The 14,801-nt window shown below is 62.2% G+C and carries 9 protein-coding genes; 7 read left to right on the plus strand and 2 right to left on the minus strand.

The window, feature by feature from the left end; genetic code table 11:
* Nucleotides 1-67: 67 nt before the first annotated feature.
* The 6 genes from glgB to bglA all read left to right on the plus strand — a co-directional run bounded on the left by glgB (nucleotide 68) and on the right by bglA (nucleotide 10,513).
* On the plus strand, nucleotides 68-2,281 hold the full coding sequence (gene glgB / locus NKJ26_RS02855) for a 1,4-alpha-glucan branching protein GlgB (RefSeq protein ID WP_352693493.1): 2,214 nt from the start codon (nucleotides 68-70) through the stop codon (nucleotides 2,279-2,281).
* Between the two features lie 35 nt (nucleotides 2,282-2,316).
* The gene (gene glgC / locus NKJ26_RS02860) at nucleotides 2,317-3,582 is read left to right on the plus strand and encodes a glucose-1-phosphate adenylyltransferase (protein WP_027022864.1); all 1,266 of its coding nucleotides are present in this window, start codon (nucleotides 2,317-2,319) and stop codon (nucleotides 3,580-3,582) included.
* Between the two features lie 76 nt (nucleotides 3,583-3,658).
* On the plus strand, nucleotides 3,659-5,104 hold the full coding sequence (gene glgA / locus NKJ26_RS02865; RefSeq protein WP_352693494.1) for a glycogen synthase GlgA: 1,446 nt from the start codon (nucleotides 3,659-3,661) through the stop codon (nucleotides 5,102-5,104).
* A gap of 3 nt (nucleotides 5,105-5,107) precedes the next feature.
* Entirely contained in the window at nucleotides 5,108-6,736 is a 1,629-nt protein-coding gene (locus NKJ26_RS02870) for an alpha-D-glucose phosphate-specific phosphoglucomutase (RefSeq protein ID WP_352693496.1), read from the plus strand.
* A 157-nt stretch (nucleotides 6,737-6,893) separates the two neighbouring features.
* Complete coding sequence (gene glgX, locus NKJ26_RS02875; RefSeq protein WP_352693498.1) at nucleotides 6,894-8,897, plus strand: glycogen debranching protein GlgX; 2,004 nt, start codon at nucleotides 6,894-6,896, stop codon at nucleotides 8,895-8,897.
* The gene (bglA, locus tag NKJ26_RS02880; RefSeq protein WP_352693499.1) at nucleotides 8,897-10,513 is read left to right on the plus strand and encodes a beta-galactosidase BglA; all 1,617 of its coding nucleotides are present in this window, start codon (nucleotides 8,897-8,899) and stop codon (nucleotides 10,511-10,513) included. Before glgX ends, bglA begins: the two co-directional genes overlap by 1 nt.
* A gap of 21 nt (nucleotides 10,514-10,534) precedes the next feature.
* Here bglA and NKJ26_RS02885 read toward each other — a convergent pair whose 3' ends face one another.
* Together NKJ26_RS02885 and NKJ26_RS02890 are read right to left on the minus strand one after the other, a co-directional pair.
* Nucleotides 10,535-12,289, minus strand: coding sequence for a Tad domain-containing protein (locus NKJ26_RS02885; protein ID WP_352693500.1), 1,755 nt, complete (start codon nucleotides 12,287-12,289; stop codon nucleotides 10,535-10,537).
* Complete coding sequence (locus NKJ26_RS02890) at nucleotides 12,290-12,745, minus strand: TadE family protein (protein ID WP_352599472.1); 456 nt, start codon at nucleotides 12,743-12,745, stop codon at nucleotides 12,290-12,292. It abuts the gene before it with no gap.
* Nucleotides 12,746-13,114: 369 nt separating this feature from the next.
* Here NKJ26_RS02890 and NKJ26_RS02895 point away from each other — a divergent pair, with 369 nt between their 5' ends.
* Nucleotides 13,115-14,707 carry a peptide ABC transporter substrate-binding protein gene (locus NKJ26_RS02895; RefSeq protein ID WP_352693502.1) on the plus strand — a complete coding sequence of 531 codons (1,593 nt, stop codon included), beginning with the start codon at nucleotides 13,115-13,117 and terminating at the stop codon, nucleotides 14,705-14,707.
* Nucleotides 14,708-14,801 lie beyond the last annotated feature (94 nt).

Raw genomic sequence — 14,801 nt, forward strand, 5'->3', positions numbered from 1 at the left:
GGTGGTGTGGGTGTCGAATTCACACCGCTAAAGCAAACACCTGGTGCCCGGGGAGGGACACTGCCTGATGAAGAAGCCGCGCGTGACCGCTGCGACAAGCGGGCCGGACGGACTGGCGCCAGCCAGCGATGTTGCGGCGATTGTCGCCGGTACGCATGGAGATCCGTTCGCGATTCTTGGCGTGCATGAGGTCGGCAAAAGCCTGTTTGCCCGCTGCTTCGTTCCGCATGCCGAGTCCGTCACCGCCTACACGCTGACCGGTATCAAGGCCGGCGAATTGTCCAGGCGCGACGATGCCGGTTTCTTCGAAGGGACGCTGTCGATAAAAAAACGCCAGCCGCTGCGTTATCACGCCAGGAATGCCGGCGGCGACTGGTGGCTGACCGATCCCTATTCTTTCGGTCCCGTGCTCGGCCCGATGGACGACTACTATATCGCCGAAGGGTCGCATTTGAGGCTTTTCGACAAACTCGGCGCCCATGTCATCGAGCACGAAGGCGCTACCGGTGTGCATTTCGCCGTCTGGGCTCCCAATGCGAGACGTGTCTCGGTGGTCGGCGATTTCAACGACTGGGACGGCCGCAGGCATTCGATGCGAGACCGTCGCGACACGGGCATCTGGGAAGTGTTCATTCCCGATATCGGCGCCGGCCGGCCCTACAAATACGAGATCATCGGCCCCGACGGCGTCAGGCTGCCGCTGAAGGCCGATCCGTTCGCTTTCAAGTCCGAACTGCGGCCGGCAACGGCGTCGGTGACCGCGGTGTCGTCGTCGCATCCGTGGGGCGACGAGGCGCACCGCAGTTTCTGGCGCAATGCCGATCCCCGGCGCGAGGCCATTTCGATCTACGAGGTCCATGCCGGCTCCTGGCAGCTTCGCGACGACGGTACCTTCCTATCGTGGGATGAACTCGCCGACCGGCTGATCCCCTATGTGGTCGAGACCGGCTTCACCCACATCGAGTTCATGCCGATCTCCGAACATCCCTATGATCCGTCCTGGGGCTATCAGACCACGGGACTCTACGCGCCGTCGGCCCGCTTTGGCGATCCCGATGGCTTTGCCCGCTTCGTCGACGGCGCCCACCGCGCCGGCATCGGCGTCATTCTCGACTGGGTTCCGGCGCATTTCCCGGTCGACGAGCACGGCCTGGCTCAGTTCGACGGCACCGCGCTCTATGAGCATGCCGACCCGCGCAAGGGTTTTCATCCCGACTGGAACACCGCGATCTACAATTTCGGCCGCCGCGAGGTGGTGTCGTTCCTGGTCAACAACGCGCTGTTCTGGGCCGAGAAATATCATGTTGACGGGTTGCGCGTCGACGCGGTCGCCTCGATGCTCTACCTCGACTATTCGCGCAAGGCGGGCGAATGGATCCCCAACGAGAAGGGCGGCCGCGAGAACCTCGAGGCGGTCAGCTTCCTCCAGAAGATGAACAAGGAGGTCTACGGCCACCATCCGGGCGTGATGACCATCGCCGAGGAATCGACCTCATGGCCCAAGGTCTCGGCACCGGTTCACGAAGGCGGGCTGGGCTTCGGCTTCAAGTGGAACATGGGTTTCATGCACGACACACTGGAGTATTTCTCCAAGGAGCCGATTTTCCGCAAGCACCATCACAACGACCTGACCTTCGGGCTGGTCTATGCCTTTTCCGAGAATTTCGTGCTGCCGCTCTCGCATGACGAGGTCGTGCACGGCAAAGGTACGCTGCTAAGCAAAATGGCCGGCGACGACTGGCAGAAATTCGCGACGTTGCGTGCCTATTACGGCTTCATGTGGGGTTATCCCGGCAAGAAGCTGCTGTTCATGGGGCAGGAGTTCGCGCAGCGCCGCGAATGGAGCGAGGCGCGCGCGCTCGACTGGAACCTGCTTGATTTCCGGCCGCATCGCGGCGTCTGGCAAGTGGTGCGCGATCTCAACTATCTCTATCGTTCGCGCCCGGCGCTGCACGGCCGCGACTGCGAGCCGGAAGGGTTTTCCTGGCTGATCGTCGACGATAGCCAAAACTCTGTTTTTGCCTGGCTGCGCAGCGCGCCGGGCGGCAGTCCGGTGGCCGTCATCTCCAATTTCACGCCGGTGCCGCGCGACAATTATCGCGTGCCGCTGCCGAGCGCTGGCACGTGGCGCGAGATCATCAACACCGACGCTTCCGAATATGGCGGTTCCGGCAAGGGCAATGGCGGCGCCGTCGAGGCGCGGGCAGAAGGCGAGAGCATCTTTGCAACGATGCTTTTGCCGCCGCTGTCGACGATCATGCTTGAACTCGTTGCCGGCTGAGCCATGTCGGGATTGAGTAAATTGGGAGGGTAGAAATGGCAGACTTGAAACGGACCCAGCCACTGGCGCGCGATGCCATGGCCTACGTGTTGGCCGGCGGCCGCGGCAGCCGCCTCAAGGAACTGACCGACCGGCGCGCAAAGCCAGCCGTCTACTTCGGCGGCAAGACGCGCATCATCGATTTCGCGCTCTCCAACGCGCTCAACTCCGGCATTCGCCGCCTTGGCGTCGCCACCCAGTACAAGGCGCATTCGCTGATCCGCCATCTGCAGCGTGGCTGGAACTTCCTGCGGCCCGAGCGAAACGAGAGCTTCGACATCCTGCCGGCCAGCCAGCGCGTGTCGGAAACGCAGTGGTACGAGGGTACGGCGGATGCCGTCTACCAGAACATCGACATCATCGAGGCCTATGGCCCCGAATACATGGTGATCCTAGCCGGCGACCACGTCTACAAGATGGACTATGAGCTGATGCTGCGCCAGCACGTCGATGCCGGCGCGGACGTCACGGTCGGCTGCCTCGAAGTGCCGCGCATGGAAGCGACCGGCTTCGGCGTCATGCATGTCGACGCCAAGGACAATATCATCGCCTTCGTCGAAAAACCCGCCGATCCGCCCGGCATTCCCGACAAGCCGGAGTTTGCTTTGGCTTCCATGGGCATCTACGTGTTCAGGACCAAGTTCCTGATGGAGCAGCTGCGCCGCGATGCCGCCGAACCGGGCTCGAGCCGCGACTTCGGCAAGGACATCATCCCCTACATCGTCCAGCATGGGAAGGCGATCGCCCACCGCTTCGCCAAGTCCTGCGTGCGTTCCACCGCCGAGAACGAGGCCTATTGGCGCGACGTCGGCACGGTAGACGCCTATTGGGAAGCCAATATCGATCTGACCGACGTGACGCCGGAGTTGGATCTCTACGATCGCGATTGGCCGATCTGGACTTATGCCGAGCTGAAGCCGCCGGCGAAGTTCGTCCATGACGAGGACGGCCGGCGCGGTTCGGCCATTTCCTCGCTGGTCTCGGGCGATTGCATCGTCTCCGGTGCGTCGCTGAGGAAGAGCCTGATCTTCACCGGCGCGCGGATCAATTCCTATTCGGCGCTGGAAGAGGTCGTCATGCTGCCCGACGTCCATGTCGGCCGGAACGCAAAGTTGAAGCGCGTCGTCATCGACCACGGTGTAAGGATACCGGAAGGGCTGGTGGTCGGCGAAGATCCCGTGCTCGACGCCAAGCGCTTCCGCGTTTCGGAAAAAGGCATCTGCCTGGTCACGCAGGACATGATCAACAAGCTGTCACTCTAGGGTGTTTCTTGCATGCCGTTGTCCCAAAACCACTACACTTTTGGGCGACATGCACTAGGAGCGGATCGTTAAGCGCATGCAGGTTCTTTCGGTCACGCCCGAGATTTTTCCGCTGATCAAGACCGGTGGGCTTGCCGACGTGACCGGGGCGCTGCCCATCGCGCTCGCCGCCAAGGGCGTGACCATGCGCACGCTCATTCCAGGCTTTCCCGCGGTGATGGACGCCTTCAAGAAGAAGAAGGCGGTTTACCAGTATCCGCTGCTTCAGGGCGGCAAGGCCTCGGTCCATTCCGTCCAACTTGCCGGGCTCGATCTTTTCGTGCTCGACGCGCCGCATCTTTTCGACCGCCCCGGCGGTCCCTACGGCAATGCCTTGGGTGCGGACTGGCCGGACAATTGGCGGCGCTTCGCGGCGCTGAGCCGGGTTGGCGGCGATATCGCCGGCGGAGCCATCTCCGGCTATCTTCCCGACATCGTTCATGCCCATGACTGGCAGTCAGCCATGACGCTTGCCTATATGCGCTACGGCAAGGCGGTCGGGACGCCGTCGATGATGACGGTCCACAATCTCGCCTTCCAGGGCCAGTTCGGCGCCGGCATTTTCGCCGAACTCGGCTTGCCCGCGGCAGCCATGGCGCTTGACGGCGTCGAATATTATGGCGGCGTCGGCTTCCTCAAGGCCGGCCTCCAGGCCGCCTGGGCAATCACCACGGTGAGCCCGACCTATGCGCAAGAGATCCGTTCGCCCGAATTCGGCATGGGTCTCGATGGCCTCATCAATATGCGCTCCAGCGATCTCCATGGCATCGTCAACGGCATCGACACCGGCATCTGGGATCCGGAAACGGACAAGCATCTGCTGTCGAACTACACGGCCGCAACACTGAAAGCGCGCGCGCCCAACAGGGCCGCCGTCGAGGACCGCTTCGGCCTAGACCGCGACGAGAGCCCTATCGTCTGCGTCGTCAGCCGCCTCACGTGGCAAAAGGGCATGGACATCCTGGCGACGGTCGTCGACGGTATCGTCGCGACGGGCGCGCGGCTGGCCATCCTTGGCTCCGGCGATGCCGGCCTCGAAGGCGCGCTGCTTGCCGCCGCCGCGCGCCACCGCGGCCGCATCGGCGTCGTCATCGGCTATGACGAGGGGCTGTCCCACATCATGCAAGGCGGCTGCGACGCCATCGTCATTCCATCCCGCTTCGAACCTTGCGGGCTGACGCAGCTTTATGGGCTGCGCTACGGCTGCGTGCCGGTGGTTGCCCGCACCGGGGGGCTCGCCGACACCATCATCGACGCCAACGAGGCCGCAATGGCGGCAGGTGTGGCGACCGGGTTCCAGTTCGCGCCGAACGATGGTGGTGCGCTTATCCACGCCATCCGCCGCCTGGCTGACGCGTTCGCCCGTCCCGCGACCTTCGAAACCATCCAGCGCCAGGGCATGAAGTCCGACGTGTCATGGGATCGAAGCGCGGAAAAATATGTCGAACTTTATCGCCTGCTGCTTTCAAAAAGGGTTTCTTGAAGCATGATACGGACCGTTCCCACCAAGCCCTATTCCGATCAGAAGCCTGGCACGTCGGGCCTGCGCAAGAAGGTGCCTGTGTTTCAGCAGGAGCACTATGCCGAGAACTTCATTCAGTCGATCTTCGACGCGCTGGACGGGTTCAAGGGCAAGACCCTGGTGATCGGCGGCGACGGCCGCTTCTACAATCGCGAGGTTATCCAGAAGGCCATCGCCATCGCCGCCGCCAACGGCTTCGGCAAGGTGATGGTCGGGCAGGGCGGCATCCTGTCGACGCCGGCCGCCTCGCATGTCATCCGCAAATACAAGACCTTCGGCGGCATCATCCTCTCCGCTAGCCACAATCCGGGCGGCCCGCATGAGGATTTCGGCATCAAGTACAATGCCGGCAATGGCGGTCCGGCGCCGGAAAAGCTGACCGATGCGATCTTCGCCAGGACCAAGGCGATTTCGAGCTTCAAGACCGCCGACATCGATCCGATCGACATCGACACGATCGGCACCGTCAAGGCCGGCGGCATGACCGTCGAGATCATCGACCCGGTTGCCGACTATGCCGAACTGATGGAAAGCCTGTTCGATTTCGACGCGCTGCGCAAGCTGTTCAAGTCGGGCTTCCGCATGCGCTTCGACGCCATGCATGCGGTGACCGGTCCCTACGCCAAGGAGATTCTCGAACACCGGCTTGGCGCGCCCAACGGCACCTGCCGCAATTTCAAGCCGCTGCCGGATTTCGGCGGCCATCATCCGGACCCCAATCTCGTCCATGCCAAACATCTCTATGATGAGATGATGGGGCCGGACGCGCCGGATTTCGGCGCCGCATCCGATGGCGATGGCGACCGCAATTTGATCATCGGCAAGGGCATTTTCGTCACCCCGTCGGATTCTGTCGCCATGCTTGCCGCCAACGCCCGCCTGGCACCGGGCTACAAGGACGGGTTGAAGGGCATTGCCCGCTCGATGCCGACCAGCGGCGCGGCCGATCGCGTCGCCGAAAAACTCGGCATCGGCATCTATGAGACGCCGACCGGCTGGAAATTCTTCGGCAATCTGCTCGACGCCGATATGGCGACGATCTGCGGCGAGGAAAGCGCCGGCACCGGCTCCAACCATGTCCGCGAAAAGGACGGTCTCTGGGCGGTGCTTTTGTGGCTCAATATCCTTGCCGCGCGCGGCGAAAGCTGCAAACAAATCGTCACCGAGCATTGGGCGGCCTACGGACGCAACTATTATTCGCGCCACGACTATGAAGAGGTCGAGAGCGACCGCGCCAACGCGCTGGTCGATGAACTGCGCGCCAGGCTCGGCTCGCTGCCGGGCACCAGCGTGCGCGGCATGACGATCGCCAGCGCCGACGACTTCGCCTATCGCGATCCGGTCGACGGTTCGGTGAGCGAGCATCAAGGCATCCGGGTGCTGTTCGAAGGCGGCTCGCGTGTCGTCTTCCGGCTCTCCGGCACAGGCACCTCGGGCGCGACCTTGCGCGTCTACATCGAGCGCTACGAGCCGGACAAGGCGAGGCACGATCTCGATACGCAGGCAGCACTCGCCGATCTCATTGCTGCCGCCGATGACATAGCCGGGATAAAGAACCACACCGGCCGCGACAAGCCGAGCGTGATTACTTGAGCGTGGTGGCGGCTTCACCCTCCCCCTTGTGGGGAGGGTCGATCCGCGTAGCGGATCGGGGTGGGCGCGCTCGTAAAGCGCTTTCCCTGCGTCGCCCCCCACCCCGCTCACGTCGTTCGCGGCGCTCCCCACAAGCGGGAGGGTGGAGGACGAGCCCATGAGCCAGCTCGGCGCCATCATCACCCCCGAAGGCATCCGCTTTGCCGCCTGGTCGTCGTCGGCCCGTCGCCTCTGGGTCTCGATCTTCGACGAGCAGGGAAGCCGTGAGCTCGAGCGACTGGAGTTGCAGCCGGAAGGCAACGGCGTCCATGCGCTCTTCGTGCCAAGCCTTGCCGCCGGCACCCGATACGGTTTTCGTGCCGATGGCGACTATGCGCCCGAGCGTGGGCTGTGGTTCGACCCCGATAAGCTGCTGACCGATCCCTACGCCGTCGAAATCGACAGGCCCTACGCGCATGACTGGCGGTTGGCCCAGCGCCGGGGCGAGGGGGCCGATACCGCCCCCTTGATGCCGAAGGCGATTGCCGCCGCCCTGAAACCGGCAAAGGCTGCGCCGCCGCTTTTTCAGCCCGGTGGTCTGATTTACGAAGTGCCGGTGCGCGCCTTCACCTTGCTGCATCCCGATATCCCGGAAGAACTGCGCGGTACGGTCGCAGCGCTCGCCCATCCGGCTATCATCGAGCACCTGAAAGGGCTCGGCGTCTCCGCCGTCGAATTGATGCCGGTGACGGCATCGATAGATGAACGGCATTTGCCACCCCTCGGGCTGCGCAACGCCTGGGGCTACAATCCCGTCACCTTCATGGCGCTCGACCCGCGTCTGGCGCCGGGCGGGATCATGGAATTGCGGGCTACGGTCGCCGCGCTGCGCGAGGCTGGTATTGGCGTTATTCTCGATCTCGTCTTCAACCACACCGGTGAGAGCGACAGGCTTGGCCCGACGCTGTCGCTGCGTGGTTTCGACAGCCAGGCCTACTACCGGCACATGTCGGACAACGGGCTCGCCAACGATACCGGGACGGGCAATACGGTTGCCTGCGACCATCCCGTCGTTCGGGAAATGGTCCTCGATACGCTCCGCCATTTCATTCTCAATGCCGGCGTCGATGGTTTTCGTTTCGACCTGGCGCCGGTCCTCGGCCGGATTGACGGAACATTCGATGCCGATGCGCCATTGCTGAAGGCGATGCGCACGGATGCGCTGCTGGCCGACCGCGTATTGGTCGCGGAGCCTTGGGACATCGGTGTGGACGGCTACCAGCTTGGTAACTTCCCGCCGCCCTTCCTCGAATGGAACGACAAATACCGCGACGATGTCAGGCGCTTCTGGCGTGGCGATGCCGGCATGGCCGGCGCGCTGGCGACCCGGCTTGCCGGATCCTCGGACATTTTCGATAGAGCCGGCCGGCCGACCAGCCGTACGGTCAATTTCATTGCAGCCCATGACGGCATGACGCTCGCCGACATCGTGCGCTATGAGCGCAAGCACAACGACGCCAATGCTGAGCAGAACCGCGACGGCCACAATGAGAACCTGTCGTGGAATAACGGCGTGGAAGGCCAGGCGACCGACCCAGCCGTGGCATTGGCTCGCCTCAACGACCAGCAGGCGCTGCTTGCCACGCTGTTCGCCTCGCGCGGCACCATAATGCTTACGGCCGGCGATGAATTCGGCCGCACCCAGCAAGGCAACAACAATGCCTACGCGCAGGACAACGCGATCACCTGGCTCGACTGGGCAGGCCGTGACGAGGCGCTGGAGCGATATGTCGGAGCGCTCTCGGCACTGCGCCGCACTTTCCCGGCGCTGTCGGACACGCATTTCCTGACCGGGAAGGCCACCGATCCTCCAGGCATCTCCGATGTCGCCTGGTTGACGGAGACCGGAGCGCCGCTCGGCCAGTCCGATTGGAGTGAGCTCTCGCGGCACCGCCTCGTCATGCTGCTTGGCGACAGCAGCGGAGTGGGCGGCCGCCTTGCCGTGATGATCAATGGCGATCGCCGGCAATGCGTGTTCGCGCTGCCGTCGCGGGATGGCTTCCAATGGCATCAGGCGATCGAGACACAGCCGATCGACCTTGCGCGCCCGTTGCCGGGCCGCAGCGTGAACTTCATGATTGAGCGTCGGGCCGGAAAGGCCAGCGCCGGGAAGGGTTCGTGATGGCTGACAACGCCGAATGGTGGCGCGGCTGCGTCATCTATCAGGTCTATCCACGATCCTTCCAGGACACGACCGGCGACGGCAGCGGCGATCTCGCCGGAATTGCCGCCAGGCTCGGCCACATCGCTGCGCTCGGGGTCGACGCCGTCTGGCTGTCGCCCTTCTTCAAGTCGCCGATGGCCGATATGGGCTACGACGTGTCGGACTATCGTGCCGTCGATCCGATGTTCGGCACGTTGGAGGATTTCGATGCGCTGGTCGCCGAGGCCCATCGTCTTGGCCTGAAAATCGTCATCGACCAGGTGCTGTCGCATTCATCCGACCAGCACGAATGGTTCGTCGAAAGCCGCGCCAGCCGCGACAATCCCAAGGCCGACTGGTACGTCTGGGCCGACACCAAGCCAGATGGCAACGCGCCCAACAACTGGCTGTCCGTCTTCGGCGGCCCGGCCTGGGAGTGGGATTCGACCCGCCGGCAATACTACATGCACAATTTCCTCGCCTCGCAGCCGGACCTGAATTTTCACAATCCGGACGTCCAGGATGCGCTTCTGGATGCGGTGCGCTTCTGGCTGGACCGTGGCGTCGACGGTTTCCGGCTCGATACGGTCAACTACTATGTCCACGACCGCTGGCTGCGCAGCAATCCACCCTTGGCGTCGAGCGTCGCCGGGACCAACAGCGAGACCAATACCTACCTCTACCAGGAACATCTGTTCGACAAGACACAGCCGGAGAACCTGGCGTTCCTCCAGCGCTTCAGGGCGCTGCTCGACGAGTATGAGGGCCGCGCCGCCGTCGGCGAGATCGGCGATGAAGGCCGCTCGCTGCAGACGCTGGCCGCCTACACCTCTGGCGCCGACAGACTGCATATGTGCTACACTTTCGACCTGCTTGGTCCGCAGTTTTCGGCGGCCCACGTGCGCGGCTGCGTCGAGGCGTTTGAAAATGCGGTCGCCGATGGCTGGGTCTGTTGGGCGTTTTCCAACCATGACGTGGTGCGCCATGTCAGCCGCTGGACGCGACCGGACGGCGATCCCGACGCGGTCGCCAAATTCTCGATCATGCTGCTCGCCTGCCTGCGCGGCTCGATCTGCCTCTACCAGGGCGAGGAACTCGGTTTGCAGGAGGCGGAACTTGCCTATGAGGACCTGCGCGATCCGGTCGGCATCCGCTTCTGGCCCGGTGTGAAGGGCAGGGATGGCTGCCGCACGCCCATGGTCTGGGAAGCGGGCGCCGACAATGCAGGCTTCTCGACGGCCAAGCCCTGGCTGCCGGTGCCGGAAAGCCACCGCGCTCGTGCGGTCGATGTACAGAGCGGCGATGAATCGGTACTTTCCGCCTACCGCTCGGCGCTCGCTTTACGCAAGCGGCATCCGGCGCTGGTCGCCGGTTCGATCCGCTTTCTCGACGCCGAAGGCGACGTGCTGGCCTTTGTCCGCGAGGAGGGCGGCGAAAGACTGCTCTGCGTCTTCAATTTCTCCGGAGAGCCGGCGAATTGGCCGGTGCCGCAGGATATCGGAGGGGTTGCGAAACTTGGCGGCGATGCCTCGCCCCACAGGGAGGACGAGCTTTCGCTGCCGGCACTCGGATGCTTTCTTGGACGGCTTGCCTAATTCAGCGCGCCGTCGGCCACCTTACTGGACAAGTACGGAACGCCCGCAAATTGCGCCGGTGACCCGGACGTCGGCTTCCCCGAGGCGCACGCCGAGGGTTGCGAGCAGGTCGGCAAGCAACGCGTCGACCGGAGCCGCTACGCCGTTCAGAAGCGCCACCACTGGAGGCTTCACAAATCCCAGAAGGCTGTCCAGATTCAGCGGCAGACCCAGCAAATTCGCCGTCAGCGACAGATCGCTGACCAGCGACGTAGTCAACGATTGGGTAAAATTTTGCGTGTAAGCGGTCCTTATCGTCTTGGCATCGATATCGGCCTTGTTGAAAGTCAGCGTCGTCGGCGTGTTGTTGGCCATGTCAAACGCCGCTGAGCCCACCACGGACAGCAGCGGAATGAGCAGAAGTTTCACGCCCGCGATTTCGGTGTTGGAAAACGTCTCCTTATTGGTGAAATCGGCGAAGCCGGCGCTGCTGCTGTCGCCGAGATGCCCTTCGACGATACCGGGACGTGTAGCGATGCTGACCTTGATACTGTCCGGGCCTGTCGGACAACTTATGTCGGTGAGCTTGGCCTCGGCATAGGCGACTTCGACATGTAGGGGCAGACTGACCGACACCAGGGTAATGCCGCCCCCGATACTGCTGTTGCCGCCCCCGATCTTCACCACCAGCTTGATGCGGGTCTGGGCCGTCCGCACAATGGTGCCGACTTCTCCGACTGCCAGCCATGGCGAGGATTGCGGCGGTTCGCCGACGGCGATGGCGAGCGTGGTCGACAGCACCCCCGGTATGCCGGTGCTGAGACCGAGGTCGATCTGCTTCGAACCGTTTGCCAGTCCGGCGGCGGCCATCAGCATTCCCATCGCGCTGGCGTCGACGCCAAGGCCGGCTGGCCTTTGCCCGAGGCCAAGACTGCCGGCGGAACCGAGACCGATGAGATGGCTGAGTGGAATCTTGACCGTGCTCGTCGATTTGGTCGCGATGGTTTGCAAGGCGATTTTTGCCGTATTGCCGAGGCCGGGCACGTTAGCCATTGCGGTGGCGATCTGGCCGACGGTCGCCTTGGATGCCAGTACATCCGAATATGATACTCCGGTAAGGCTCAGTTGGATTGCCAGGGCGTCCACGAACGAAAATACGCTCACATCGGCGGCGATCAGCGAGTTGTAGTCCATGACGCTGAGCGAGATGTTGCTGCCGAGAAGACCATTTAGCAAAGCGTTAAGAATGCCGCCATTGACGCTGGCCAGCCTCGACCCGACCGAGAACGTTGCCTCCGGCGTCATGCTGGCGGTGGCCTCGGTGCCGATGATGGGAGAAGGGATAAGCGAACTCGCGAAATAACGCGCCGGAATCTTCTTCAGGGTGACATGGACGGCGTTGTAGGGTGTTACGCCAGCCTGGAAGCGTTGGCTGACATTGGCGGTTGATGTTGCGTATCGTCCGGGCGTAACCGACACGACGGTCTTTCCGACGGCTGGAGCGATCGTCTGTCCCGAATTCTGAACGACAACACCTGGCATCCCGTTGTCGGTGAGCGTGGTCACCACCGCGGTTTGAATTTTGGTGATGTTCGAGGCCGCGGTGATCGCCGCCAGGTCCACCATCGCCTGGGCTTCGCGGCGCTCGCCGTAGATCGAGGCTTCGTCGATGGCTACCGCGGCCAACGCCAACGCGACCGGCGCGCTCAATGCCGTCATGACGGCGAAGTTCGCCTTCCTGTCATCCAGCATCAGCCGAGCAAGCCGGCCGATCCTCTTGCGCCCGCGCAGCGACATTCAGATGCCCCCAACTCTTATCGTCGACTGGCGCTTGATCGTGGTCCCCGGCATGGCTATGCCTGGAAAAAGGTTCCAGATCGGCAGGTTGCGGGCATCGTACTGGATGGCCACCACGAACTGGCTTCCGTCGGCCGCACTGTCGTTGGCCTGATAGGTCAATTTGCTGGCGTCGACGAAGGGATATCCGCCGGCATTGTTGCTGACGAAACTCGCCACGAGCGTCTGCCGCTCGGTCTGATTCAATCCGGCGATGGCAGTCCGGGCTGCATCGGCAGCGATCTGCTGGATCGAATTGGCGGCGCCGAAGTATATACCGTATGCAACCATGCCGAGCAAAATTAGAATGAAGAGTGGTGAGAGCAGGGCGAATTCAACGGCGGAAGTTGCACGTTCTTCTCTGAATTTATTCAAAATTTCGCAAAATATCGATAATTTACTTGCTCTGCTACTCATGACTATCACGCATCTGAGAAGGAACTATATAGAAGCCGATTGTAATGTAACTGTTGGTTGCTTAAAAACGCATTAACACATCCCGACGGACCGACGCGGCCGCAAACTCCCCGAGAGAAATCGCGTGGAGGTGAGGAAACCAAGTCAAGCTTATGGTTTCGGCTGGTGTTTTCATCGCCGTGGCACAGCTTTCGTGCCGCCTTACTTTGGGTGACCCAGAGAGTCTGTTGAAATAAAAATTCTCCGCGTTAGTGTCTGGACACCAGCCGCAGGAAGGGAACCGGCGGCGCGCTCAAAGGGGCCAGAAATCGGTTCCGGGGCGTCAACACTTAAAGGCGTGCCGACGGCAGCGCCGACAGGGAGAACTTCATGCTGAAAAATATGCTGAAGGCGACGGTATTCGCCACGACCATGGCGGTAGCCGCCGGCACATTCTATACGCCGGCTTTCGCCGAGACCGTCTACAACCGAGGCACCGCCGCCGAATCGGAATCGGTCGACCCGCACAAGACCTCGACGGTTTATGAGGCCAATGTCTTGCGCGACCTGTTCCAGGGCCTGGTCATGCAGGATGAGAAGGCCAACGTCATTCCAGGCGCCGCCGAGAGCTGGACGGTTTCGGATGACGGCACCGTCTATACGTTCAAGCTTCGCAAGGACGGCATGTGGTCGGATGGCAGCCCGGTGACGGCAGATGACTTCGTCTACTCTTTCCACCGGCTGGAGGATCCGGCGACCGGCGCCGAATATGCTTCCATGCTCTATCCCGTGAAGAACGCCGAGGAAGTCAACACCAAGAAGGGCAAGCCGGAGGACATGGGCGTCAAGGCGATTGACGCAAATACCCTGGAAATCACGCTCAAGGCGCCGACACCCTACTTCCTGGAGATGCTGACCCACCAGGCGACCTACCCGGTCAGCAAGGCCTCCATCGAAAAGCTCGGCGCCGATTGGATCAAGCCCGGCAATCTGGTGTCCAACGGCGCCTATTCGCTTGCCGAATGGGTTCCCAACGACCACATGAAACTGATCAAGAATCCGAAATTCTGGGATGCCGCGAGCGTCAAGTTCGACGTGGTCAACTACATTCCGACCGAAGATCGCTCGTCTGCGATGAAGCGCTTCGAGGCTGGCGAACTCGACAGCTACGACGATCTGCCGACAGAACAGCTCGCCGACCTCAAGACCAAGTTTGGCGACCAGATCCACGTCGGACCGTATCTCGGCACCTATTATTACGCGATCAAGACCGACAAGGCGCCTTGGGACAATGTCGAGCTGCGCAATGCCATCTCGATGGCGATCGACCGTGACTTCATTGCCGAAAAGGTCTGGCAGAACTCGATGCTGCCCGGCTATTCGATGGTGCCTCCCGGCATCGAGGGCTACACGCCGGCACTGGCCAAATATGCCGACATGCCTCAGATCGACCGCGAGGACGCCGCCAAGAAGATCCTCGAGAAACTCGGCTATACGCCCGAGCATCCATTGAAGATGGAGATCCGCTACAACACTTCGGAAAACCACAAGAACACCGCGGTCGCCATCCAGGAACAGTTGAAGCCGCTTGGCGTTGACGTCACGCTGCTCAATACCGACACCAAGACCCACTACTCCTTCCTCGAGCAGAAGGGCGATTATGACGTCGCGCGTGCCGCCTGGATCGCCGACTACAAGGATCCGGAGACCTTCCTCGGCATCACACGCAAGGCCAGCGGCAACAACTATTCGAACTACAACAGCCCGAAATACGAAGAGGCCATGGACAAGGCAGCCGCCGCCGGCGGCAAGCCCGAAGAGCGCATGAAGGACCTCGCTGAAGCCGAGCGCATCCTCATCGACGACGTTGGCCAGATTCCGCTTCTCTATTACAGCTACCACGATATCGTCTCCTCGAAGCTGCATGGCTTCGTCGACAATGTGATGGACGTGCATCCGTCCCGCTTCATCAGCAAGGACTGATCCCTGGCCGGGCCACCGCGCATCGAAATGCGCGGTGGCTTGCCGTCGCATCGGACCCCGTGAATCGGATCGATTTTCGGAAAGCCCGATGCGA

Source organism: Mesorhizobium sp. M0152 (assembly GCF_040322415.1).
Classification (GTDB): domain Bacteria; phylum Pseudomonadota; class Alphaproteobacteria; order Rhizobiales; family Rhizobiaceae; genus Mesorhizobium.

Bases quoted from the DNA above. Each gene is read 5' to 3' on its own strand.
- NKJ26_RS02870 (WP_352693496.1), top strand. From the start codon at position 5,108: ATGATACGGACCGTTCCCACCAAGCCCTATTCCGATCAGAAGCCTGGC.
- glgC (WP_027022864.1), top strand. From the start codon at position 2,317: ATGGCAGACTTGAAACGGACCCAGCCACTGGCGCGCGATGCCATGGCC.
- NKJ26_RS02885 (WP_352693500.1), bottom strand. From the start codon at position 12,289: ATGTCGCTGCGCGGGCGCAAGAGGATCGGCCGGCTTGCTCGGCTGATG.
- NKJ26_RS02895 (WP_352693502.1), top strand. From the start codon at position 13,115: ATGCTGAAAAATATGCTGAAGGCGACGGTATTCGCCACGACCATGGCG.
- NKJ26_RS02890 (WP_352599472.1), bottom strand. From the start codon at position 12,745: ATGAGTAGCAGAGCAAGTAAATTATCGATATTTTGCGAAATTTTGAAT.
- glgX (WP_352693498.1), top strand. From the start codon at position 6,894: ATGAGCCAGCTCGGCGCCATCATCACCCCCGAAGGCATCCGCTTTGCC.
- glgA (WP_352693494.1), top strand. From the start codon at position 3,659: ATGCAGGTTCTTTCGGTCACGCCCGAGATTTTTCCGCTGATCAAGACC.
- bglA (WP_352693499.1), top strand. From the start codon at position 8,897: ATGGCTGACAACGCCGAATGGTGGCGCGGCTGCGTCATCTATCAGGTC.
- glgB (WP_352693493.1), top strand. From the start codon at position 68: ATGAAGAAGCCGCGCGTGACCGCTGCGACAAGCGGGCCGGACGGACTG.